Genomic DNA, 20800 nt, shown 5'->3' with positions numbered 1-20800 from the left:
AGTTCCTCTAACTCTCTCTTTAATATGTATTCCATCTCTTTTCTCTCTTCTTTTGTCAACATCAGCCCAAGCAAATGATCACCTCAATAATTCCTTACGTAACAATAAACGTTTCGCTCATTTTCACTTACTACAATCCTATCATTCATTATATCCACTACTTACGATATTAATCCTTTGTTCTCTTTTTTATATTTACAGCATATATGTAACTGAAAAGGATTGGACAAAGGGGCGTAATATTATGTTTTTCTTTTTTATTACGAGTAAGAGAACTTTTAAACACATTAGCTTAATAGTGATACTTTCCTTATTTACAGCATGGCTACTCTTTTTAAAAACATATTCACATGAATCTGCTTTTTCAACTGCTACAGGTCCTAAAGTAATTTACAAAGGAGATACCGCTAAAAAGCAAGTTGCATTTACGTTTGATATTAGTTGGGGAGACAAAAAAGCAATTCCAATCCTTGATACTCTTAAAGAAAGACAAATTAAGAATGCAACCTTCTTCCTTTCTGCTGCATGGGCCGAAAGACACCCCGATATTGTAGAGCGCATCATGAAAGATGGACACGAAATCGGTAGTATGGGTTACAATTACACATCCTATACTTCTCTAGAGACGAATGAAATAAGACGAGACCTTTTACGAGCACAAGATGTTTTTACAAAACTTGGGGTAAAACAAGTCAAGCTGTTACGTCCACCTAGTGGCGAATTTAACAAGGCAACCCTTAAAATTGCAGAATCACTTGGATACACCGTCGTGCATTGGAGTAACAATTCCAACGATTGGAAAAACCCAGGTGTAAATCACATCGTTTCCACCGTCTCTAATAATTTGAAAGGTGGAGATATTGTCTTATTACACGCATCCGATTCTGCCCTTCAAACAAATAGAGCTTTACCGCTGCTCCTGCAAAAATTAAAAAGTGATGGATATGAGCAAATATCCGTATCACAACTTATTTCCAATACAAGTACGAAAAGTGAAGATGTGAAATAGCTTCGTCCCTACTACTCTTCACGTATAAAAAGCTCTACTACCTTTCAAAAAGGTGGTAGAGCTTTTTTAATCACACCATTTCCAGTAATATAACTGCTGATATATAAAACCTCTCTCTATTAAGCAGATTTACTCGTTTTTCCGATTAAACGATGTAATACAAGTAATTGATATGCATTACATAACAATAGCGGTATAACCATTAAATATAACCAATCTGTATCATTAATCCGAAGCGCCGGTACCCATTCAAGAATCGTTACAACAACCATAAAGAACAGAGCTGGCACAAATGCTTTTTTATTTGTTTCTTTACTTTTTACATAAGCAACAATTGCTCCAAACACAAATAAAATTCCAGCAACAAGTATGTTATTCCCCAATGAGATTTCCCCATTTGCAATAAGTACAGATCTTAAATACACAAAATCAAATAATACGAATGCAATAAAGAAGAGCTGGACTGCATTCCATAAAGACGATGAGCGAAACATCCCTAGTCCAAAACGATGGATTGTTAAATATGCAAAGAATCCCATTTGACTTATAACGCTAAAAATAAATCCTACACCCATCAACCAGAAAGATACCGCTAAAATCTCCTTAACGTCGAAATTTTGAAAAAATTTATCATACCTGTCCCACTCCAAAACAAAACCAATAATAACTGTGCTAATCCCACCAAGAAACAACGTCGTTAAAAATAGTCGTACCCACTTGCGGCTATTCACAACACATCCCCCATTATCCTTATATTTCTAATTAAATTGTATCAATGACAATTTCAAAAAGCTAGCCATGTTCATGTATAAATTCCTTAAAGATATTTATATTAAAAAGAGAGAACTGTGCTGAAAGGAGTTCCAACTTATGAAACGGATACTATTCATTTTCGTTTCTTCTTTTCTACTTATCGCACTTGTAGCATGCGCACAAGGAAAAGAAACGAAATCCGAACTAGATTACGATCAAACAAAGAAAATGATTGTTGATATTTTAAAAACAGATCAAGGTAAGAAAGCTATTCAAGATGTATTAACTGATGAAAAAATGAAACAAGCACTCATACTAGATGAAACAGTAGTAAAGAAAACGATTGAAGATGCCATGGTATCCGATAAAGGGCAACAATTCTGGGAAAAGCTCTTTAAAGATCCTGAGTTCTCATCAAAGTTTGCTAAAAGTATGGGGAAAGAACAAACCCAATTAATGAAAACCTTATTAAAAGACCCTGAATACCAAGCAGGCGTTATAGAAATTATGAAAAATCCTGAAGTAGAAAAAATGATGTTACAAACAATGAAGAGTAAAGAATACCGTCAATATCTACAACAAGTACTAACAGAAACTGCTGAAAGTCCACTCTTCCAAGCCAAGATGATTGATATCATTAGTAAAGGTGTACAAAAGGCTGAAAAAGGTGGATCTGATAAGAAAGAAGCAGGCGGTGATGGCGGTTCTCAAGGCGAGAAGAAGGAAGAACAGTGAAAATAATAACTATAATAACGAGTGGACAATGTATAAATTGTCCACTCGTTATTACTTTATCTTGCTATTAACAGACAAAATGGCCCTCTAGTGAAGCGAAGGATTTACCAGTTGTTGCCAGTAACAGATGAACCCCACTGATTAAAGTTTCGCTTTATTTTTGTGTAACAGCTGTTATATCAATTACTGTTTCAGCTATTTTACTATAAATAATGCCGGTTGTATGTGTATCTTCATATACCGAAGGAGCAAAGTCTTCTTTATTCCAATCGGGTTGTTGCAGTGGAATACGCCCAAGAACATTTGTTTGTAGTTCGGTAGCTAACTTATCTCCCCCGCCTCTTCCAAATACATATTCTTTCTCACCAGTTACCTTACTTTCAAAATATGCCATGTTCTCAACAACACCGAGAATACTATGTTCAGTGCGTAATGCCATCGCTCCAGCACGCGCTGCTACAAACGCAGCTGTTGGATGCGGTGTCGTTACAATAATCTCTTTGCAAGATGGCAACATTGAGTGCACATCTAACGCAATATCACCTGTGCCTGGTGGCAAATCTAATACTAAATAATCTAAATCGCCCCATTCTACTTCTGTGAAGAAGTGGTTTAACATTTTCCCAAGCATAGGTCCTCTCCAAATAACTGGTGCATTATCCTCTACAAAGAAGCCCATTGAGATTACCTTTACACCTAAACGTTCTACCGGAATTATCTTATCACCTCTTACGATGGGACGTTTTTCTATCCCCATCATGTCTGGCACACTAAAACCGTAAATGTCCGCATCAATAATACCAACTTTTTTTCCTAAACGAGCTAAAGCAACTGCAAGGTTAACGGAAACGGTTGATTTTCCCACGCCACCTTTTCCACTCGCTACTGCTAAGAATGTCGTTTTTGAATTTGGTGACAATAAAGATTCACTTTGCTCTGCTTCTTGTTCTGGTGCAAACTGAGCTAATTCCTCTTCTGTAAATTCTGCAAAACGAAGTCCAACTGTTGCTGCTCCAAGTTCTTTTAATAACTTTACAATTCCAGACTGCAACTGCATTTGTTCCGCTGTACCAGTTTTTACGATTGCAATTTTGACACTCACATGTTCCTTCTCAGGCTTGACTGTTACCTCTTTAATTGCACTTGTTTCTTTTAATGTTTTATGTAAAAACGGATCTACAATCCCTTCTAACGCTTCAACCACTTGTTCTTTCGTTACCATAATTAGCCCAGCCCCCTGTATGAAAAATAACGTAATGTTAATTGAATTTATCTCTGCTTATTCTTGAAATAAATGCGTTTACATTTCCAGTATAACATATTTTCCGAAAACTTCGTTAACGAGAGAAACTCAAAAAAATCCTCCTTATTCTGGAGGATTTCCTTTTTCCGTGAAATAGCGTAATATACCCCGGTATATTGCAGCTGCTACCTTTTGCTGATATTTCTCCGAATTTAACATATACCTTTCGTTCACATTCGATAAAAAGCCGGCTTCAATTAAAGCACCTGGTGTTTTAGAATACTTTAATAAATACACATGCGAAATTGTCTTAGCAGAACGATTCGTGTTCTCTAAACTTGTTCTCAATTCAGCCTGTATAAATTTTGCAGCACGTTCATTTTCAATTGAAGAGCGGTAAAAGAACGTTTGTGCGCCTTTCGATCCACTACTAGTTAAAGCATTTAAATGAATACTTGCAAAAAAGTCTACATCAGGTTTATTGATGATTTCTACACGTTTTTTTAAATCCTCTGCTTTACGTCTACTATATGACTTTGTATCTTTGTTAGCTAAATCATAATCTCCCTCACGCGTTAAAATAACTAGTGCACCTTGTTCTTGTAAATAGTCTTGTACCTTTTTTGTAATTTCAAGCGTAATATCCTTTTCTATAATATCCTTTCCTCCAACAGCCCCTCCATCTGGTCCACCATGCCCAGCATCTAATACAATTACTTTCCCTGATAAGGGTAAATTCCAAGCTCGCCACGATTTTGTAATTTGAAATTCTTGTTTGACTAAAAAAAACAATACAACCGCAGCGAGTGCAAAAGAGATAATTCGAATTCTCTTCATACCTTTCCTCCTCCAGCTAGTCCCTCTAATTACTTATATGGGACAAGAGGAAAGTTTATGCTTGTCTTAATGAAGCTTTAATCGATATCTTCTTTCACCTTTTTCATACCCTTCTTGCCACCACAATCCTATAAACTGCTGACAAGATTCAAAAAGTAATTCCTCATCTTTCAACTTTATTTCTCGCATAGTCATACTCGTTAAAAATTGAAATAGCGTTTCAGTTAATTGTTGTTCTTCTTCTAAAGCTCTATATTTCACATCAAAAAACGATTCACCATAATAACCAAATTTACTATATCTCGCTCCTAATAAATAAGATTCTATCCCTAATTCAATACAGTAATCTTCATACTGACGATGAAGCTCTTGCATTTGAAAGGCATCACGAATATTTGAACGTAATGTTTTTAATGATAATTCCCGCAACATCTTCCGCTCGTATTTTAACTGCTTTTCTTTTTGTTTTTCTTGTAAGCTGACAATGACATTCATAGTACTTATAAACCTCCCTAATACGTATTAGTCTAAACTTCTAAAGAAGAAGCATACGCGCGGCGGTAGCACTAAAATATTCCAAGCTATAAAAATTACAAAAGAGGAATGAAACATAAAAAAAACCCCAACCAAAATGGTTGGGGTTTGTAGTTCGCAAAAATTAACGTTTTGAGAACTGAGGTGCACGACGTGCGCCTTTAAGACCGTATTTTTTACGCTCTTTCATACGTGCGTCACGAGTTAATAGACCTGCACGTTTTAGTGTTAGACGGTATTCTGGATCAGCTTTTAATAAAGCGCGAGAAATACCGTGACGAATAGCACCAGCTTGACCAGTGTATCCACCACCATTTACGTTTACAAGTACATCGTAGTTACCTAAAGTTTCTGTTGCAACTAGAGGTTGTTTCACTACTTCACGTAATGCAGCAAATGGGATATAGTTTTCAAAATCACGACCGTTAATGATAACGCGTCCTTCGCCTGGAACTAGGCGTACGCGCGCTACTGAACTCTTACGACGTCCAGTGCCATAGTATTGAACCTGTGCCAAAGTAAGCCCTCCTTTAATTAATTATCCGCGAAGTTCGTAAACTTCTGGTTTTTGTGCTTGGTGTGGATGCTCTGCTCCAGCATACACGTTAAGTTTCTTAGAAACTTGACGGCCTAAGCGTCCTTTTGGAAGCATGCCTTTAATTGCAAGCTCTAACATTTGTACAGGGTAGTTTGTACGCATTTCAAGAGCTGTTCTTTGCTTAAGTCCACCTGGGTGGTTAGTGTGACGGTAGTAAATTTTATCGTTTAATTTATTACCTGTTAAATGAATTTTCTCAGCGTTAATAATAATTACATGATCACCCGTGTCAACGTGTGGTGTAAATGTAGGTTTGTTTTTACCACGTAAAATGGATGCTACTTCAGTAGATAGGCGACCTAAAGTTTGACCTTCAGCATCAACCACATACCATTTACGCTCAACTTCGTTAGCTTTTGCCATAAAAGTCGTACGCATGTGTTTCCCTCCTCGTTATCTTTTCCATAGAAAAAATCTATTGTTTATCTTAAACACGATTTCCTTCCGGGGCTAATCGTGGTTTTAGAAACAATACCATATGTTATGATATACTTTTGAGTTTCTAATGTCAAGCAAATGTTACACCAGGATTAGTTGTTATAGTTTACCTCCCATAGGTAAAGCCCATGACCTGGAGCCATCTTTCCAGCAAACTGACGATTTTGTTTCGCTAAAATCTCTGGAATGCTATCAGGATCAAGCTTTCCTTGCCCTACGTTAAGTAACGTACCAACAATAATTCTGACCATATTATATAAAAATCCATTACCTACAAAACGAAAAATTAATTCATCGTCTTGCTCAATTAACTCGATTTCATAAATTGTTCGCACTTTATCTTTTTTGTCAGTTTTTGCCGAACAAAAAGAAGTGAAATCATGCGTTCCAATAAAATACGGAATTGCTTTTCTTATTTTTTTGATTTCGAGCGGATATGGATATTGATATACGTAATTTCTACGGAATACATCCGCATTCTTTGATAATAATACACGATAACGATATTCTTTTTTCTCAACACCGTAACGTGCATGAAATTCTTCTGTTTTTTTCTCTACTTGCCTAATAACAATATCATCTGGCAACATTGTATTTAAAGCGTTACTCCATTGCCACTCTTCAAGAGACAAAGGAGTATCAAAGTGTATGACTTGTCCTTTTGCATGAACCGTAGAATCTGTTCTACCAGATGCCTGAACACGAACAAGTTCTCCCTTATGCAATTTCTGTAATGCTTTTTCTATCTCCTGTTGAACAGTACGATGCTTCGGCTGAATTTGATAACCACAAAAATGCATGCCATCATATGCAACCGTACATTTTATTCTATCCATTTCTCTATTCTCCATTACGATCGCACCCATGCCAAAATACAAGCTAAACAAAATAAGCTTACAATCGTTACTGTATCGCTTGTTTTCCAGCGTAGTTGCCTAAATTTAGTACGTCCTTCACCACTTTGATATCCACGAGCTTCCATCGCAATAGCTAAGTCCTCTGCACGCTTAAAAGCACTGATAAACAGAGGAACAAGCAGTGAGATAATAGCTTTCATTCTATCTTTTATCGGTCCCCCAGCGAAATCAATACCACGTGATGCTTGTGCTTTCATTATTTTACTCGTTTCATCCATTAATGTCGGAATAAAACGAAGAGAAATTGACATCATTAATGCGATTTCATGAACAGGAACCTTTATACGCTTCAACGGCTTTAATAACGTCTCCAAACCATCTGTAATTTCAATAGGTGTCGTCGTTAACGTTAATAATGTCGTCATTAAAATAATAACGAAGAATCGTACAGAAATGTATATCCCTTGCTCTAATCCTTTTTCATGTATCGAAAACCAACCAAGCTGGAGTAGTACATCCCCCTCTTTATTTGTAAAAATATGCAGGAAAAATGTAAAAAGAAAAATCCATAAAATTGGTTTTAAGCCCGAAAGTACATAACGAATCGGCACTTTTGCAAAAAATAAAGCAATGAGTGCATATAAAAATAAAAATCCATATGAAATCGCATTATTTGCTAAGAAAACAACAAATACATATAAAAAGACAATCAGCAGCTTCGTACGTGGATCAAGTTGATGAATAAGTGAATTCCCTGGGATATATCTCCCAATAATCAACTGCTGCATGATTCATGACCACCTTTTCGTAACACCTGCACAACTTCATGAGTAAGATCCTCTAAAGATAAGGTAGCCTTTGGAATTGAAATACCAAACTTCTCTTCAATTGCACGTTTATACTTTAATGACATAGGAAGATCCACACCAATTTTCTCTAGTTCATCAGCATGTGAAAATACTTCCTCTGCACTTCCTTGCAAAAAGACCGTTCCTTTATGCATAACTACAATCTGCTCCGCATACTGAGCGGCATCCTCCATATTATGCGTTACAAGGATAACTGTAAGCCCCTTCTCCTTATGCAACTTATAAAACATCTGCATAAGTTCGTTCTGCCCTTTTGGATCTAGACCTGCTGTAGGTTCATCTAATACAAGCACTTCAGGTTCCATCGCCAATACACCCGCTATCGCAACACGCCTCATTTGCCCGCCACTTAACTCAAACGGTGAACGTGTTAACAGTTCTGGCTCTAACCCTACAAGTTCAATTGCCTCTCTTGCCTTTTGCTTCGCTTCTTCTACAGATACCCCAAAATTAGTAGGGCCGAAACAAATATCTTTCTCCACAGTCTCTTCAAACAACTGATGTTCTGGGAATTGAAAGACAACCCCTACTTTTTTACGTAGTGGCTTTAGCTTTTTTTCTTTCTTTCCTGCCGAAATCAAATGTTCACCAATTTGAACTGTACCATTTGTCGGCTGCAATAAACCATTTAAATGTTGAATCATCGTCGACTTACCTGAACCAGTATGACCGATAATGGCATAATAGCCCCCACTTGGAAACGACACGTCTACATCATAAAGCGCGCGTCTTTCAAATGGAGTTTTATATTGATAACGATGTTCTACTTTTTGGAATGTAATCTCCAAAGTTCGTTCACCAAGCTTTCCATTGTAAGATGCGTATTTTGCAAAATAATTTCATTTCTTTTTAATAATTCTGCTATTTTCACCGAAAACGGTACATCTAAGCCAATTTCTTGGAGCATATGAGAGGACTTGAAAATTTTCTCTGGAGTCCCTTCCTCTAATATTTCTCCCTTATTTAAAATAATGACACGATCTGACTGTGCCGCTTCTTCTAAATCGTGCGTAATTGATAACACAGTAATACCTTTTTGATTAACAAGTTGTCTAACCGTTTCTACTACTTCACGTCTTCCTTGAGGATCTAACATTGACGTTGCTTCATCTAATATTAAAATAGATGGCTGAAGTGCTAAAACGCCCGCTATTGCCACTCGCTGCTTTTGCCCACCAGATAAGGAATGAGGCTCATCATTAAGAAAATCTTCCATACGGACAAGTCGTAAGGCCTGTTCTAATCTTTCAATCATTTGTTCTCTGGGCATTCCGATATTCTCTAAGCCAAATACAACATCATCTTGCACTGTTGTTCCAACAAATTGATTATCTGGATTTTGAAATACCATTCCAATTTGTTTTCGAACATCCCATACCGTTTCCTCTGATAAAACCATTGAATCATTTACTGTAATAGTCCCTGCTTCCGGCAAAAACAAACCATTCAATAATTTTGCAAGTGTAGACTTTCCTGAACCGTTTTGTCCAATAATAGATACCCATTCTCCCTCATATAAGGAAAATGAAACATCTTTTAATGCATACGTGGCTGCCCCAGGATATTGAAATGATATATTTCCTATCCGAAGTTTCTCTTTTTTCAATAGAAGGCACCCTTTCCTTCGCCAAGCTCGCCTATTTTTATATTTAAAAAAAAGGGCCATGACCAGTTTCTTGAAAAGAACTGTCCTGCCCTTTTAATTATCATTATACTAACTCGATAATTACCATTGGTGCTGCGTCTCCGCGACGTGGACCAATTTTTGCAATACGAGTGTATCCGCCTTGGCGCTCAGCATAGCGTGGAGCTACATCAGCGAATAATTTTTGAAGTGCATCTTGACCAGTCTCAGCGTTAGCTACTTCATTGCGAATGAAAGCTGCTGCTTGACGACGAGCATGAAGATCTCCGCGTTTACCTAAAGTGATCATTTTTTCCACTACAGAACGAAGTTCTTTTGCACGAGTTTCTGTCGTTTGGATGCGCTCGTTGATAATTAAATCAGTAGCTAAGTCACGTAACATAGCTTTACGTTGCGCACTTGTACGGCCTAATTTTCTGTATGCCATTCGTAGTTCCCTCCTTTGTTCATGGGTTTAAATCCTCAGTCGTCTTTACGTAAACCTAAACCTAATTCCTCAAGTTTATGTTTAACTTCTTCTAAGGATTTACGTCCTAAGTTACGAACTTTCATCATATCTTCTTCTGTTTTGTTCGCAAGCTCTTGTACAGTATTAATTCCTGCACGTTTTAGGCAATTATAAGAACGAACAGAAAGGTCTAGTTCTTCGATAGTCATCTCAAGAACTTTCTCTTTTTGATCTTCTTCCTTCTCGACCATAATCTCAGCATTTTGTGCTTCATCAGTTAAACCAACAAAGATATTTAAATGCTCAGTTAAGATTTTGGCACCTAAAGAGATAGCTTCTTTTGGCCCGATGCTTCCATCCGTCCATACATCAAGCGTAAGCTTATCATAATTAGCCACTTGTCCGACACGTGTCTTTTCCACTTGGTAAGTCACACGTGATACTGGAGTATAAATAGAATCAATAGGAATTACTCCTATTGGTTGATCTTCGCTTTTATTTGCATCAGCTGGCGTATACCCACGGCCACGCTTTGCAGTTAAACGCACGCGGAAATGCGCATCTTTTGCTAACGTTGCAATGTGTAAATCTGGATTTAAGATTTCTACATCACTATCGTGAGTAATATCAGCAGCTGTGACAATACCTTCGCCCTGCACATCAATTTCCAACGTCTTCTCTTCTTCAGAGTAGATTTTAAGAGCTAACTTTTTCAAGTTTAAGATGATCGTCGTAACGTCTTCTACTACGCCCTCAACTGTTGAAAATTCATGTAATACGCCATCGATTTGGATAGCAGTAACAGCGGCACCAGGGAGTGAGGATAAAAGAATACGACGTAAGGAGTTACCCAAAGTAGTACCATATCCACGCTCAAGCGGTTCAATTACGAATTTACCATATTTAGCATCTTCGTTAAGTTCAACCGTTTCGATTTTCGGCTTTTCGATTTCAATCATTAACTAAACCCTCCTTCAAAACGTCGAAACCCCGGTTAAACAAAGGTATAACCCCTGTCTAACCGAAAGTCCCCCTTAGGCAGTTCCCGATTGTGCACAACAAGCGATGTTTCTGTACGAAATTTCTCGATAATGCATCATATCCATTATAGACAAAAGGGAAAATTCTATACAGAAAAATTACACACGACGACGTTTTGGCGGACGACATCCATTATGAGGAACTGGAGTAACATCTCTAATTGCTGTTACTTCTAGACCTGCAGCTTGAAGAGCACGAATTGCAGCTTCACGACCAGCACCAGGACCTTTAACAGTAACCTCTAAAGTTTTTAAACCGTGCTCCATTGCAACTTTAGCAGCAGCTTCAGCAGCCATTTGCGCAGCGAATGGAGTAGATTTACGAGATCCACGGAAACCAAGTGCACCAGCACTAGACCAAGAAAGCGCGTTACCGTGAGTATCTGTAAGTGTTACGATTGTGTTGTTGAAAGTAGAACGAATATGAGCTATACCAGCTTCGATATTCTTTTTCACACGTTTTTTACGAGTGTTTGTTTTACGTGCCATTGTTAGTTCAACCTCCTTTACTTATTATTTCTTTTTATTTGCTACTGTACGACGTGGACCTTTACGTGTACGAGCATTGTTTTTAGAATTTTGACCACGAACTGGTAAACCACGACGGTGACGAAGACCACGGTAAGAACCGATCTCCATTAGACGTTTAATGTTAAGAGATACTTCACGACGAAGGTCTCCCTCAACTTTAATACGATCGATAACATCACGGATACGTCCTAATTCGTCTTCCGTTAAATCACGAACTCGTGTTTCTGAAGAAATACCAGCTTCAGTAAGAATTTTTTCAGCAGTTGTGCGACCAATGCCGAATACGTAAGTTAAAGAAATAACAACGCGTTTGTCTCGAGGAATATCTACACCTGCGATACGTGCCATTCTGAATGCACCTCCTTCTGATTAACCTTGTTTTTGTTTATGTTTAGGGTTTTCACAAATAACCATTACTTTTCCACGTCTACGAATAACTTTACATTTTTCGCAGATTGGTTTAACTGACGGTCTTACTTTCATGTCTCGAACCTCCTTAAAGATTACGGAGTGCTATATTATTTAAAACGGTACGTAATACGACCACGATTTAAATCGTACGGAGATAATTCTACCGTAACTTTGTCTCCTGGTAAAATACGAATGAAGTTCATACGGATTTTACCAGAAACGTGAGCCAATACGACATGCCCATTCTCTAATTCTACTTTGAACATAGCATTTGGCAACGTTTCAAGAACGGTACCTTCGACTTCAATTACATCATCTTTAGCCATTCAATAGTTCTCCCTTCTTCAAATCAGTAACATTTTACACTGCTCTGAAATCCCGGAGAGCCAGCTACTTATAAAGTGGTAAGGATTTCGTATCCTGCTTCTGTAAGAGCAATCGTGTGCTCAAAATGGGCACACCATTTACCATCTACCGTTACCACTGTCCAGTCATCAGATAGTGTTTTTACATATCGTCTTCCTTGATTCACCATCGGCTCAACACAGATGACCATTCCCGGCTTTAATCTAGGGCCTCTATTTGGTGGACCATAGTGCGGGATTTGAGGGTCCTCATGTAAGTCTTGCCCGATTCCGTGACCAACATACTCCCTAACGATCGAGAATCCATTCTCTTCAGCATGGGTTTGAACCGCATGTGAGATATTTGATAATCTCTCGCCTGGTTTTACTTGTTCTAGACCAAGATACAACGATTTTTCTGTGACATCAAGTAGCTTTTGAACAGATTCAGAAATGTTTCCAACTGGATACGTCCATGCAGAATCTCCATGGTACCCATTGTATTTCGCACCAATATCGATACTGATGATATCGCCCTCTTTGAGCTTGCGCTTTCCTGGAATTCCGTGTACAAGCTCTTCATTTACAGAAGCACATATGCTCCCCGGAAATCCGTTGTATCCTTTAAAAGATGGCGTAGCACCATATTTTTGAATCGTCTTTTCCGCTATTTGATCGAGCTCTTTCGTTGTAATTCCTGGAGTAATGTGCTGTTTCAACTCTTGATGAGTTAAAGCAACGATTCTGCCAGCTTCTCGCATGATTTCTATCTCGCGAGGAGTTTTGCAGATGATCATTACGCTAAGCCTCCGATGAGAACATCGATATCAGCAAATACTTTATTGATATCTTGCTCACCATTAATGCTTTTTAAGTAACCAAGCTCGTCGTAGAAATCAAGCAAAGGTTTTGTTTGCTTAATATTCACATCTAAACGATTTGCTACAGTTTCTTCATTGTCATCAGAGCGTTGGTATAATTCGCCACCACATTTATCGCACACATCAGCTGTTGCTGGTGGATTGAATTCTAAGTGGTAAGTCGCACCGCACTCTTTACAAATGCGACGGCCTGTAAGGCGTTTTAATAACAACCCTGAATCCACATTAATGTTTAAAACATAGTCGATTTTTTTGCCAAGATCTTTCATAATCTCTTCAAGAGCTGATGCTTGTGCAACAGTTCGTGGGAAACCGTCTAGTAAGAAACCTCTTACGCAGTCTTCTTGACTTAAACGTTCACGAACAATTCCGATTGTAACTTCATCTGGAACAAGTGCACCTTTATCAATAAAAGATTTTGCTTGTAGACCCATTTCAGTTTCAGCCTTCATAGCTGCACGGAACATATCTCCTGTTGAAATGTGAGGGATGTTATACTTGGCTACAATCTGTTCGGCTTGTGTACCTTTACCAGCACCAGGAAGCCCCATTAAAATTAAGTTCATCCTTGTTCCCCCTCAGTACATGAGCATGTAGGGAAGATGGTTCTTCCCACTTACTCACTGCTTGATAAACCCTTTGTAATGGCGTTTTACCAGTTGGCTTTCTAGCTGCTTCATTGTTTCTAAAGCAACGCCGACAACGATTAACATACTCGTTCCACCAATCTGTGCAGATGGAGGAAGATTTCCCAATTTCGTAAAGATAACTGGTAAGATTGCAATCGCTGCTAGGAAAATTGATCCTACAAAGGTCAAACGATACAAGATTTTTGTTAGATATTGTTCTGTATTCTTACCCGGACGAATACCTGGAACATATCCACCTTGCTTGTTTAGATTCTCTGACATTTGCTCTGGATTAACCTGAACAAACGCATAGAAATATGTGAAGGCTACAATGAGCGCAACATATATGATCATTCCCACTGGGTGAGAATAGTTAAAGTTTGCAATAATCCACTGCGATACATCATGTTTCGGGAAGAACTGTGCAATAGTTGGAGGCGTAATTAAGAATGAAACAGCAAAAATGACTGGAATAACACCCGCACTATTTACCTTAAGCGGTAAATGTGTGTTTTGTGCTCCAGCATGATTCCCATTCCCTCCTGTTACACGCTTCGCGTATTGAATTGGGATCTTTCTAACAGCTTGTTGAATGAAAATAACACCAACAATAACTGCTAGCACAGCTAGTAAAATCAATGCAACTTTAACGATACTCATGAACAATTGATCTCCGATATTTTGAAACTGTTGTTGATACACTTGAGATATAACACTTGGGATCGCTGCAGCAATACCGCCAAAGATAAGGATGGAAATACCATTACCCACACCTTTAGCTGTAATCTGTTCGCCTAACCACATTAAAAATGCAGTACCAGCAGTCAGTACCGTAGCAATGTATAAATAAGTGCTCCAACCAGGATTCAAAATTAATTGCCCACCTACCATACCGTTAAAACCGATTGACATACCAAACCCCTGAATAAACGCAAGAACAATTGTAAAGTAACGCGTGAATTGCGTTAGTTTACGACGGCCCATTTCACCTTGCTTCGACCATTCCGAAAATTTAGGAACAACATCCATCTGCAATAATTGCACGATGATGGATGCTGTAATATACGGCATGATTCCCATCGCAAAGATGGAGAAGTTTTTCAAGGCGCCACCGCCAAATGTATTTAGAATACCTAAAGCATTTAATTGGTCTTGTGCTTTCAGTACGTCTCCATTTGTAAATGGCACTGGGATAAACGTGCCAATCCTGAATACGATTAACATCGCTAAAGTGAATAATATTTTACGTCTTATCTCAGCAACGCGCATAAAGTTGGAGATTGTACGAAACATTAGATCACCTCAACTGATCCGCCAGCTGCTTCAATTGCTTCTTTAGCACTTGAAGAGAACTTGTGCGCTTTAACAGTTAGTTTTTTCTCTACTGCTCCGCTTGCAAGAATTTTAACACCGTCGTTTAACTTGCTGATAACGCCAGTTTCCAGCAATAATTCAGGTGTTACTTCTGTACCATCTTCAAAACGATTTAACGTTGATAAGTTTACAATAGTAAACTCTTTACGGTTAATGTTTGTGAAGCCGCGTTTTGGTAAACGACGGAATAATGGAGTTTGACCACCTTCGAAGCCAAGACGAACACCGCCACCAGAACGTGCGTTTTGTCCTTTATGACCTTTACCAGCAGTTTTACCGTTACCAGAACCGATACCACGACCGACACGGTTACGTACTTTACGAGAACCTTCTGCAGGTTTTAATTCATGAAGTTTCATTCCCAGGCACCTCCTTATATTAATGAGTTATCCTTAAGCTTCTTTTACAGTTAAAAGGTGAGAAACTTTGTTGATCATACCAAGAATAGCAGGAGTTTCTTCCTTAACTACAGTTGAATTCAACTTTTTAAGACCTAAAGCTTCTACCGTCGCACGTTGATCTTGTGGACGACCAATTACACTACGAGTGAGGGTAATTTCTAACTTTTTCGCCATTTGTTTTCCCTCCTTAACCTAGTAGCTCTTCTACAGATTTACCGCGTAATTTTGCAACATCTTCAGCGCGCTTAAGTTCGCTTAATCCGTTCACAGTAGCGCGAATCATGTTGATTGGTGTGTTAGAACCAAGAGATTTCGAAAGAATATCTTGTACACCAGCTAATTCAAGTACCGCACGAACAGGTCCACCAGCAATAACACCAGTACCTTCAGCAGCAGGTTTTAAGAATACTTCACCAGCTCCAAAGTGACCGTTGATTGTGTGTGGAATTGTTGTACCAACTAATGGTACAGCGATTAAGTTTTTCTTAGCGTCTTCGATAGCTTTGCGGATTGCGTCTGGTACCTCTTGTGCTTTACCAGTACCGAATCCAACATGACCGTTTTTATCGCCAACTACAACTAGTGCAGCAAAGCGGAAACGACGACCACCCTTAACAACTTTCGCGACACGATTTATCGTAACTACACGTTCTTCAAGTTCTAATTTACTTGGGTCAATGCGATGCATCAATTTTCCCTCCTTTGACCATTAAAATTGTAATCCAGCCTCACGAGCAGCTTCAGCTAGAGCTTTAACACGGCCATGGTATAAGTAACCACCGCGATCAAATACTACTTCTTTAACGCCTTTCTCTACAGCACGCTTAGCAACTGATTCTCCAACTTTCGTAGCAGCTTCAGTATTGCTAGTACCGTTAAGAGCAAGGTCTTTATCAAGAGTAGATGCACTTACTAACGTTACACCATTCACATCATCAATAACTTGAGCGTAAATATGTTGGTTAGAACGGAACACGTTTAAACGTGGACGCTCTGCAGTACCAGTAAGTTTAGCACGTACACGTGCATGTCTTTTCTTACGAGTCGCATTTTTATCAGCTTTAGTGATCATTTTCTTGTCACTCCTTTCTCTCACCTAACGGGTTTACTTAGCAGTTTTACCTTCTTTACGACGAACAACTTCGCCTTCGTAACGAATACCTTTACCTTTGTAAGGCTCAGGAGCACGTACAGCACGGATGTTAGCAGCAAATTCGCCAACACGTTGCTTGTCGATACCTTTAATTACGATTTTAGTTGGTGCAGGTACTTCAACTTCAAGACCTGCTTCCGGAGTCATTTCTACTGGATGAGAATAACCTACGCTTAAAACAAGTTTATCTCCTTGTTTTTGAGCACGGTAACCAACACCGACTAATTCAAGTCCGCGTGCGAAACCTGCAGTTACACCTTCAACCATGTTTCCGATTAAAGCACGAGTTGTACCGTGTAATGCACGGTGTTCCTTCTGTTCAGATGGACGCTCAACTGTTAGTGTATTTTCTTCAATTTTGATAGACATATCAGCATTGAATTTACGAGTTAATTCACCTTTAGGGCCTTTTACTGTTACAGTATTGTCTTCTGCAATTGTAATAGTAACACCTGCAGGGATTTCAAGAATCTTTTTACCAATACGAGACATGTGGTCACACCTCCGTTCGTTTTAAATATATATTACCAAACGTATGCTACTACTTCTCCACCAGTTTGTAATTGACGAGCGTCTTTGTCTGTCATTACTCCCTTAGATGTAGAAACAAGAGCGATACCTAATCCGTTAAGTACACGTGGTACTTCGTCAGCTTTAGCGTAAACGCGTAAGCCAGGTTTACTGATACGTTTTAATCCAGTGATTACACGTTCATTGTTTGCACCATATTTCAGGAAAATACGAAGGATACCTTGTTTGTTATCCTCGATGTATTCTACATCACGAATGAAACCTTCACGTTTTAAAAGTTCAGCGATCTCTTTTTTGATTTTAGAAGCAGGAACCTCTAATTTCTCATGACGTACCATGTTCGCATTACGGATGCGAGTAAGCATGTCTGCAATTGGATCTGTCATCACCATGTGTTTTACCTCCTTCCCATTTGTGGGTTTTACCAACTAGCTTTTTTAACACCAGGAATTTGACCTTTATATGCAAGTTCACGGAAACAAATACGGCAAAGTTTAAATTTGCGGTATACAGAATGCGGACGACCGCAGCGTTCGCAACGTGTATACTCTTGTACTTTAAACTTAGGAGTACGCTTTTGTTTCGCTATCATAGATTTTTTAGCCACGTTTTCGCCTCCTCTACTTAGCGTTGGCTTCCATTATTTTTGGAATGGCATACCGAATTGTGTTAAAAGTTCACGAGCTTCTTCATCAGTTTTCGCTGTAGTAACGATTACGATGTCCATACCGCGGACTTTGCTTACTTTATCATAATCAATCTCAGGGAAGATAAGTTGCTCTTTAACACCTAATGTGTAGTTCCCACGACCATCGAATGATTTCTTAGAAACACCACGGAAATCACGTACACGTGGTAAAGAAACTGATACTAATTTGTCGAAGAACTCATACATTTGCTCGCCGCGTAAAGTTACTTTCGCACCGATTGGCATACCTTCACGAAGACGGAAACCAGCGATTGATTTTTTAGCACGAGTTACAACAGGTTTTTGACCTGCGATTTGTGTTAATTCTTCTACTGCATTGTCTAAAGCTTTTGAGTTAGATACCGCGTCACCAACACCAGTGTTGATTACGATCTTTTCGATTTTCGGTACTTCCATCACAGATTTATAGTTAAACTTGCTCACTAGAGCAGGAGTAATTTCCTTTTGGAACTTCTCTTTAAGGCGATTCAATGAAGTGACCTCCTTTCTTAAGAAAATTATTTATCTAATAATTCACCAGATTTTTTTGCAATACGAACTTTTTTACCATCTTCTACTTTGAAGCCTACACGAGTAGGTTCACCTGTTTTCGGATCTAAAATCATAACGTTAGAAACGTGAATAGGTGCTTCTTTAGTAATAATTCCACCTTGTGGATTTAATTGAGATGGCTTAGAGTGCTTCTTAACGATATTGACACCCTCAACGATAACACGGTTTTGCTTTGGGAAAGCCACAAGGATAACGCCTTGTTTTCCTTTGTCTTTACCAGTGATTACCTGTACTTTATCACCTTTTTTTACATGCATCTTAATTCTGCACCTCCTTAGCAAGGCAATACCTTAAATTATAGAACTTCTGGAGCTAAAGAAACGATCTTCATGAAGTTGCTATCACGTAATTCACGAGCTACTGGTCCGAAGATACGAGTACCACGTGGGCTCTTATCGTCTTTAATGATAACCGCTGCGTTTTCATCAAATTTGATGTAAGAACCGTCCGGACGACGAGCTCCGCTCTTCGTACGTACTACTACTGCTTTAACAACGTCACCTTTTTTAACAACGCCACCTGGTGTTGCTTGTTTTACCGTAGCAACGATAATATCACCAATGTTAGCATATTTACGACCAGAGCCGCCTAATACTTTAATTGTTAAAAGTTCACGTGCACCAGAGTTGTCAGCAACTTTCAAACGAGATTCTTGTTGGATCATGTTATGAAACCTCCCTTCGGACTAAAAATTCCGATTCGTCTATTTAGATAATAACCGCTTCTTCAACGATTTCAACTAAACGGAAACGCTTAGTAGCAGAAAGCGGGCGAGTTTCCATGATTTTAACGATATCGCCAAGTTTCGCTTGGTTTTGCTCATCATGGGCTTTGTACTTCTTAGAATACTTAACACGTTTTCCGTACAAGGAATGAGTTTTGTAAGTTTCAACTAAAACTGTAATCGTTTTGTCCATTTTGTCAGACACTACACGACCAGTATAAACTTTGCGTTGGTTACGTTCGCTCACTATGCAAACCTCCCCTCAATTTATCGATTAATTCCGATCTCTCTTTCACGAACTACAGTTTTCATACGAGCAATTGCTTTACGCACTTCACGAATGCGAGTTGGATTCTCTAATTGTCCTGTAGCAAGTTGGAAGCGAAGATTAAACAACTCTTCCTTTAAAGCTTTAACTTTTGTTTCGATTTCGGCAGTGGTTAATTCACGAATATCATTAGTTTTCATTAGATTCACCACCATTTTCTTCACGTTTTACGAATTTACATTTCACAGGTAACTTGTGAGCTGCAAGACGTAATGCTTCGCGTGCTACCTCTTCAGATACACCCGCGATTTCGAACATAATTTTCCCAGGTTTTACTACTGCTACCCAGCCTTCTGGTGCCCCTTTACCGGAACCCATACGTACTTCTAGAGGTTTTGCAGTGTAAGGTTTAGAAGGGAAAATTTTAATCCATACTTTACCGCCACGTTTCATGTAACGAGTCATTGCACGACGAGCAGCTTCGATTTGACGGTTTGTAATCCATGAAGCAGCTTGTGCTTGTAAACCGAATTCACCGAAAGCAACTTCAGTTCCACCTTTAGCACGACCACGCATTTTACCACGATGCTCTCTACGATATTTTACGCGTTTTGGCATTAACATATTATTTTCCTCCTTCCTCAGAAGCTTTCTTTTTTGTAGGAAGGACTTCTCCACGGTAGATCCATACTTTTACGCCTAATTTACCGTATGTTGTATCAGCTTCAACTGCTGCATAGTCAATATCAGCGCGAAGTGTATGAAGTGGAACAGTTCCTTCACTGTAAGATTCTGCACGAGCGATATCAGCTCCGCCAAGACGACCAGAAACCTGTGTTTTAATACCTTTAGCACCTGCACGCATAGCACGTTGAATAACTTGCTTTTGTGCACGACGGAATGATACACGGTTTTCTAATTGACGAGCGATGTTTTCGCCTACTAATTTAGCGTTAAGATCAGCTCTCTTAACTTCTAAAATGTTGATGTGTACACGCTTGCCTGTTAATTGGTTAAGAGCTTTACGAAGTGCTTCAACTTCAGTACCACCTTTACCAATTACCATACCAGGTTTTGCAGTGTGAATTGTAACATTTACACGATTTGCTGCACGTTCGATTTCTACTTTAGCAACAGCAGAATCTTTTAAGCGTACATTAATGTACTCACGGATTTTGATGTCTTCATGTAATAATGTAGCGTAATCTTTCTCAGCGAACCAACGAGATTCCCAGTCACGGATAACACCGACACGAAGACCAATTGGATTAACCTTTTGACCCATC

General features: G+C 38.8%; 36 protein-coding genes (1 of these 36 running past the window's edge). 2 read left to right on the top strand and 34 right to left on the bottom strand.

What is annotated here, in order from left to right:
- On the bottom strand, nt 1–74 hold the 5' portion of the coding sequence (locus N2V79_RS00855; RefSeq protein WP_000901145.1) for a hypothetical protein. Its footprint begins 145 nt before the window's first position; the window shows 74 of its 219 coding nt (coding positions 1–74); it begins with the start codon at nt 72–74; the stop codon falls past the left edge of the window.
- Between the two features lie 170 nt (nt 75–244).
- On the opposite strand from N2V79_RS00855, the gene pdaB reads away from it, so the two are divergent.
- Nucleotides 245–1009 (top strand): polysaccharide deacetylase family sporulation protein PdaB, encoded by a 765-nt coding sequence (pdaB, locus tag N2V79_RS00850; RefSeq protein WP_000464717.1) that lies wholly within the window; start codon nt 245–247, stop codon nt 1007–1009.
- 119 nt (nt 1010–1128) lie between these two features.
- Here pdaB and kbaA read toward each other — a convergent pair whose 3' ends face one another.
- Complete coding sequence (gene kbaA, locus N2V79_RS00845; RefSeq protein ID WP_089170266.1) at nt 1129–1740, bottom strand: KinB signaling pathway activation protein KbaA; 612 nt, start codon at nt 1738–1740, stop codon at nt 1129–1131.
- 139 nt (nt 1741–1879) lie between these two features.
- Between kbaA and gerD the strand changes: the two genes are divergently transcribed.
- Nucleotides 1880–2497, top strand: a complete 618-nt coding sequence (gerD, locus tag N2V79_RS00840) for a spore germination lipoprotein GerD (RefSeq protein WP_050842394.1) — start codon at nt 1880–1882, stop codon at nt 2495–2497.
- A 154-nt stretch (nt 2498–2651) separates the two neighbouring features.
- On the opposite strand, the gene N2V79_RS00835 is transcribed toward gerD, so the two are convergent.
- From N2V79_RS00835 to rpsC, 32 genes are all read right to left on the bottom strand, one after another.
- Complete coding sequence (locus N2V79_RS00835; RefSeq protein ID WP_340719519.1) at nt 2652–3719, bottom strand: Mrp/NBP35 family ATP-binding protein; 1068 nt, start codon at nt 3717–3719, stop codon at nt 2652–2654.
- Nucleotides 3720–3863: 144 nt separating this feature from the next.
- Entirely contained in the window at nt 3864–4577 is a 714-nt protein-coding gene (gene cwlD, locus N2V79_RS00830) for an N-acetylmuramoyl-L-alanine amidase CwlD (protein ID WP_340719518.1), read from the bottom strand.
- A gap of 66 nt (nt 4578–4643) precedes the next feature.
- Nucleotides 4644–5072 carry a DUF2521 family protein gene (locus N2V79_RS00825; protein WP_001101005.1) on the bottom strand — a complete coding sequence of 143 codons (429 nt, stop codon included), beginning with the start codon at nt 5070–5072 and terminating at the stop codon, nt 4644–4646.
- A gap of 163 nt (nt 5073–5235) precedes the next feature.
- Complete coding sequence (gene rpsI, locus N2V79_RS00820; protein ID WP_000079986.1) at nt 5236–5628, bottom strand: 30S ribosomal protein S9; 393 nt, start codon at nt 5626–5628, stop codon at nt 5236–5238.
- Between the two features lie 21 nt (nt 5629–5649).
- Complete coding sequence (rplM, locus tag N2V79_RS00815) at nt 5650–6087, bottom strand: 50S ribosomal protein L13 (RefSeq protein WP_001260795.1); 438 nt, start codon at nt 6085–6087, stop codon at nt 5650–5652.
- 152 nt (nt 6088–6239) lie between these two features.
- Complete coding sequence (truA, locus tag N2V79_RS00810) at nt 6240–6983, bottom strand: tRNA pseudouridine(38-40) synthase TruA (RefSeq protein WP_088023744.1); 744 nt, start codon at nt 6981–6983, stop codon at nt 6240–6242.
- Nucleotides 6984–6997: 14 nt separating this feature from the next.
- On the bottom strand, nt 6998–7792 hold the full coding sequence (locus N2V79_RS00805) for an energy-coupling factor transporter transmembrane component T family protein (RefSeq protein ID WP_001186530.1): 795 nt from the start codon (nt 7790–7792) through the stop codon (nt 6998–7000).
- A complete protein-coding gene (locus N2V79_RS00800) occupies nt 7780–8661 on the bottom strand; it encodes an energy-coupling factor ABC transporter ATP-binding protein (protein ID WP_000406539.1) in 882 nt (293 codons plus the stop codon). The genes N2V79_RS00805 and N2V79_RS00800 overlap by 13 nt, the downstream gene beginning before the upstream one ends.
- On the bottom strand, nt 8637–9479 hold the full coding sequence (locus N2V79_RS00795; protein WP_000711762.1) for an energy-coupling factor ABC transporter ATP-binding protein: 843 nt from the start codon (nt 9477–9479) through the stop codon (nt 8637–8639). Before N2V79_RS00795 ends, N2V79_RS00800 begins: the two co-directional genes overlap by 25 nt.
- A gap of 103 nt (nt 9480–9582) precedes the next feature.
- A complete protein-coding gene (gene rplQ, locus N2V79_RS00790) occupies nt 9583–9945 on the bottom strand; it encodes a 50S ribosomal protein L17 (protein WP_000331490.1) in 363 nt (120 codons plus the stop codon).
- A 35-nt stretch (nt 9946–9980) separates the two neighbouring features.
- Nucleotides 9981–10925 carry a DNA-directed RNA polymerase subunit alpha gene (locus N2V79_RS00785; RefSeq protein WP_000569643.1) on the bottom strand — a complete coding sequence of 315 codons (945 nt, stop codon included), beginning with the start codon at nt 10923–10925 and terminating at the stop codon, nt 9981–9983.
- A gap of 180 nt (nt 10926–11105) precedes the next feature.
- The gene (gene rpsK / locus N2V79_RS00780; protein WP_000101797.1) at nt 11106–11495 is read right to left on the bottom strand and encodes a 30S ribosomal protein S11; all 390 of its coding nucleotides are present in this window, start codon (nt 11493–11495) and stop codon (nt 11106–11108) included.
- A 24-nt stretch (nt 11496–11519) separates the two neighbouring features.
- Nucleotides 11520–11885, bottom strand: coding sequence for a 30S ribosomal protein S13 (gene rpsM, locus N2V79_RS00775; RefSeq protein ID WP_000090792.1), 366 nt, complete (start codon nt 11883–11885; stop codon nt 11520–11522).
- A 21-nt stretch (nt 11886–11906) separates the two neighbouring features.
- The gene (gene rpmJ / locus N2V79_RS00770) at nt 11907–12020 is read right to left on the bottom strand and encodes a 50S ribosomal protein L36 (protein WP_000868344.1); all 114 of its coding nucleotides are present in this window, start codon (nt 12018–12020) and stop codon (nt 11907–11909) included.
- Nucleotides 12021–12055: 35 nt separating this feature from the next.
- On the bottom strand, nt 12056–12274 hold the full coding sequence (infA, locus tag N2V79_RS00765; RefSeq protein WP_001029884.1) for a translation initiation factor IF-1: 219 nt from the start codon (nt 12272–12274) through the stop codon (nt 12056–12058).
- Between the two features lie 68 nt (nt 12275–12342).
- Entirely contained in the window at nt 12343–13089 is a 747-nt protein-coding gene (map, locus tag N2V79_RS00760) for a type I methionyl aminopeptidase (RefSeq protein ID WP_000582539.1), read from the bottom strand.
- A complete protein-coding gene (locus tag N2V79_RS00755) occupies nt 13089–13739 on the bottom strand; it encodes an adenylate kinase (RefSeq protein WP_001048997.1) in 651 nt (216 codons plus the stop codon). Before N2V79_RS00755 ends, map begins: the two co-directional genes overlap by 1 nt.
- Nucleotides 13740–13793: 54 nt before the next feature.
- Nucleotides 13794–15095: a preprotein translocase subunit SecY gene (gene secY, locus N2V79_RS00750; protein WP_000490118.1), complete on the bottom strand. Its 1302-nt coding sequence runs from the start codon at nt 15093–15095 to the stop codon at nt 13794–13796.
- Nucleotides 15095–15535 carry a 50S ribosomal protein L15 gene (gene rplO / locus N2V79_RS00745; RefSeq protein WP_000766083.1) on the bottom strand — a complete coding sequence of 147 codons (441 nt, stop codon included), beginning with the start codon at nt 15533–15535 and terminating at the stop codon, nt 15095–15097. Before rplO ends, secY begins: the two co-directional genes overlap by 1 nt.
- 33 nt (nt 15536–15568) lie before the next feature.
- Nucleotides 15569–15751, bottom strand: a complete 183-nt coding sequence (gene rpmD, locus N2V79_RS00740) for a 50S ribosomal protein L30 (RefSeq protein WP_001085233.1) — start codon at nt 15749–15751, stop codon at nt 15569–15571.
- A 13-nt stretch (nt 15752–15764) separates the two neighbouring features.
- Nucleotides 15765–16265 (bottom strand): 30S ribosomal protein S5, encoded by a 501-nt coding sequence (rpsE, locus tag N2V79_RS00735; protein WP_000554646.1) that lies wholly within the window; start codon nt 16263–16265, stop codon nt 15765–15767.
- A 21-nt stretch (nt 16266–16286) separates the two neighbouring features.
- Nucleotides 16287–16649 (bottom strand): 50S ribosomal protein L18, encoded by a 363-nt coding sequence (rplR, locus tag N2V79_RS00730; protein WP_000628818.1) that lies wholly within the window; start codon nt 16647–16649, stop codon nt 16287–16289.
- Nucleotides 16650–16682: 33 nt separating this feature from the next.
- Nucleotides 16683–17222, bottom strand: a complete 540-nt coding sequence (gene rplF / locus N2V79_RS00725) for a 50S ribosomal protein L6 (RefSeq protein ID WP_000086551.1) — start codon at nt 17220–17222, stop codon at nt 16683–16685.
- Between the two features lie 32 nt (nt 17223–17254).
- Nucleotides 17255–17653 carry a 30S ribosomal protein S8 gene (gene rpsH, locus N2V79_RS00720; protein WP_000245511.1) on the bottom strand — a complete coding sequence of 133 codons (399 nt, stop codon included), beginning with the start codon at nt 17651–17653 and terminating at the stop codon, nt 17255–17257.
- 29 nt (nt 17654–17682) lie between these two features.
- The gene (rpsN, locus tag N2V79_RS00715) at nt 17683–17868 is read right to left on the bottom strand and encodes a 30S ribosomal protein S14 (protein ID WP_001085700.1); all 186 of its coding nucleotides are present in this window, start codon (nt 17866–17868) and stop codon (nt 17683–17685) included.
- Between the two features lie 33 nt (nt 17869–17901).
- Nucleotides 17902–18441 carry a 50S ribosomal protein L5 gene (rplE, locus tag N2V79_RS00710; protein ID WP_001080829.1) on the bottom strand — a complete coding sequence of 180 codons (540 nt, stop codon included), beginning with the start codon at nt 18439–18441 and terminating at the stop codon, nt 17902–17904.
- Between the two features lie 26 nt (nt 18442–18467).
- Complete coding sequence (rplX, locus tag N2V79_RS00705) at nt 18468–18779, bottom strand: 50S ribosomal protein L24 (protein WP_000558200.1); 312 nt, start codon at nt 18777–18779, stop codon at nt 18468–18470.
- A gap of 38 nt (nt 18780–18817) precedes the next feature.
- On the bottom strand, nt 18818–19186 hold the full coding sequence (gene rplN, locus N2V79_RS00700; RefSeq protein ID WP_000615912.1) for a 50S ribosomal protein L14: 369 nt from the start codon (nt 19184–19186) through the stop codon (nt 18818–18820).
- Between the two features lie 43 nt (nt 19187–19229).
- Complete coding sequence (gene rpsQ / locus N2V79_RS00695; RefSeq protein WP_000004106.1) at nt 19230–19493, bottom strand: 30S ribosomal protein S17; 264 nt, start codon at nt 19491–19493, stop codon at nt 19230–19232.
- A gap of 20 nt (nt 19494–19513) precedes the next feature.
- Nucleotides 19514–19714 carry a 50S ribosomal protein L29 gene (gene rpmC / locus N2V79_RS00690; protein WP_000855718.1) on the bottom strand — a complete coding sequence of 67 codons (201 nt, stop codon included), beginning with the start codon at nt 19712–19714 and terminating at the stop codon, nt 19514–19516.
- Entirely contained in the window at nt 19704–20138 is a 435-nt protein-coding gene (gene rplP, locus N2V79_RS00685; RefSeq protein ID WP_000928971.1) for a 50S ribosomal protein L16, read from the bottom strand. The genes rpmC and rplP overlap by 11 nt, the downstream gene beginning before the upstream one ends.
- Nucleotide 20139: 1 nt before the next feature.
- On the bottom strand, nt 20140–20799 hold the full coding sequence (gene rpsC / locus N2V79_RS00680) for a 30S ribosomal protein S3 (RefSeq protein ID WP_000529956.1): 660 nt from the start codon (nt 20797–20799) through the stop codon (nt 20140–20142).
- Nucleotide 20800 lies beyond the last annotated feature (1 nt).

The sequence above is a fragment of the Bacillus sp. CH_70 genome (assembly GCF_038007045.1).
Taxonomy (GTDB): domain Bacteria; phylum Bacillota; class Bacilli; order Bacillales; family Bacillaceae_G; genus Bacillus_A; species Bacillus_A cereus.
The sequence above is the reverse complement of the archived record's forward strand: the minus strand, read 5'-3'. Positions and strand labels throughout refer to the sequence as shown.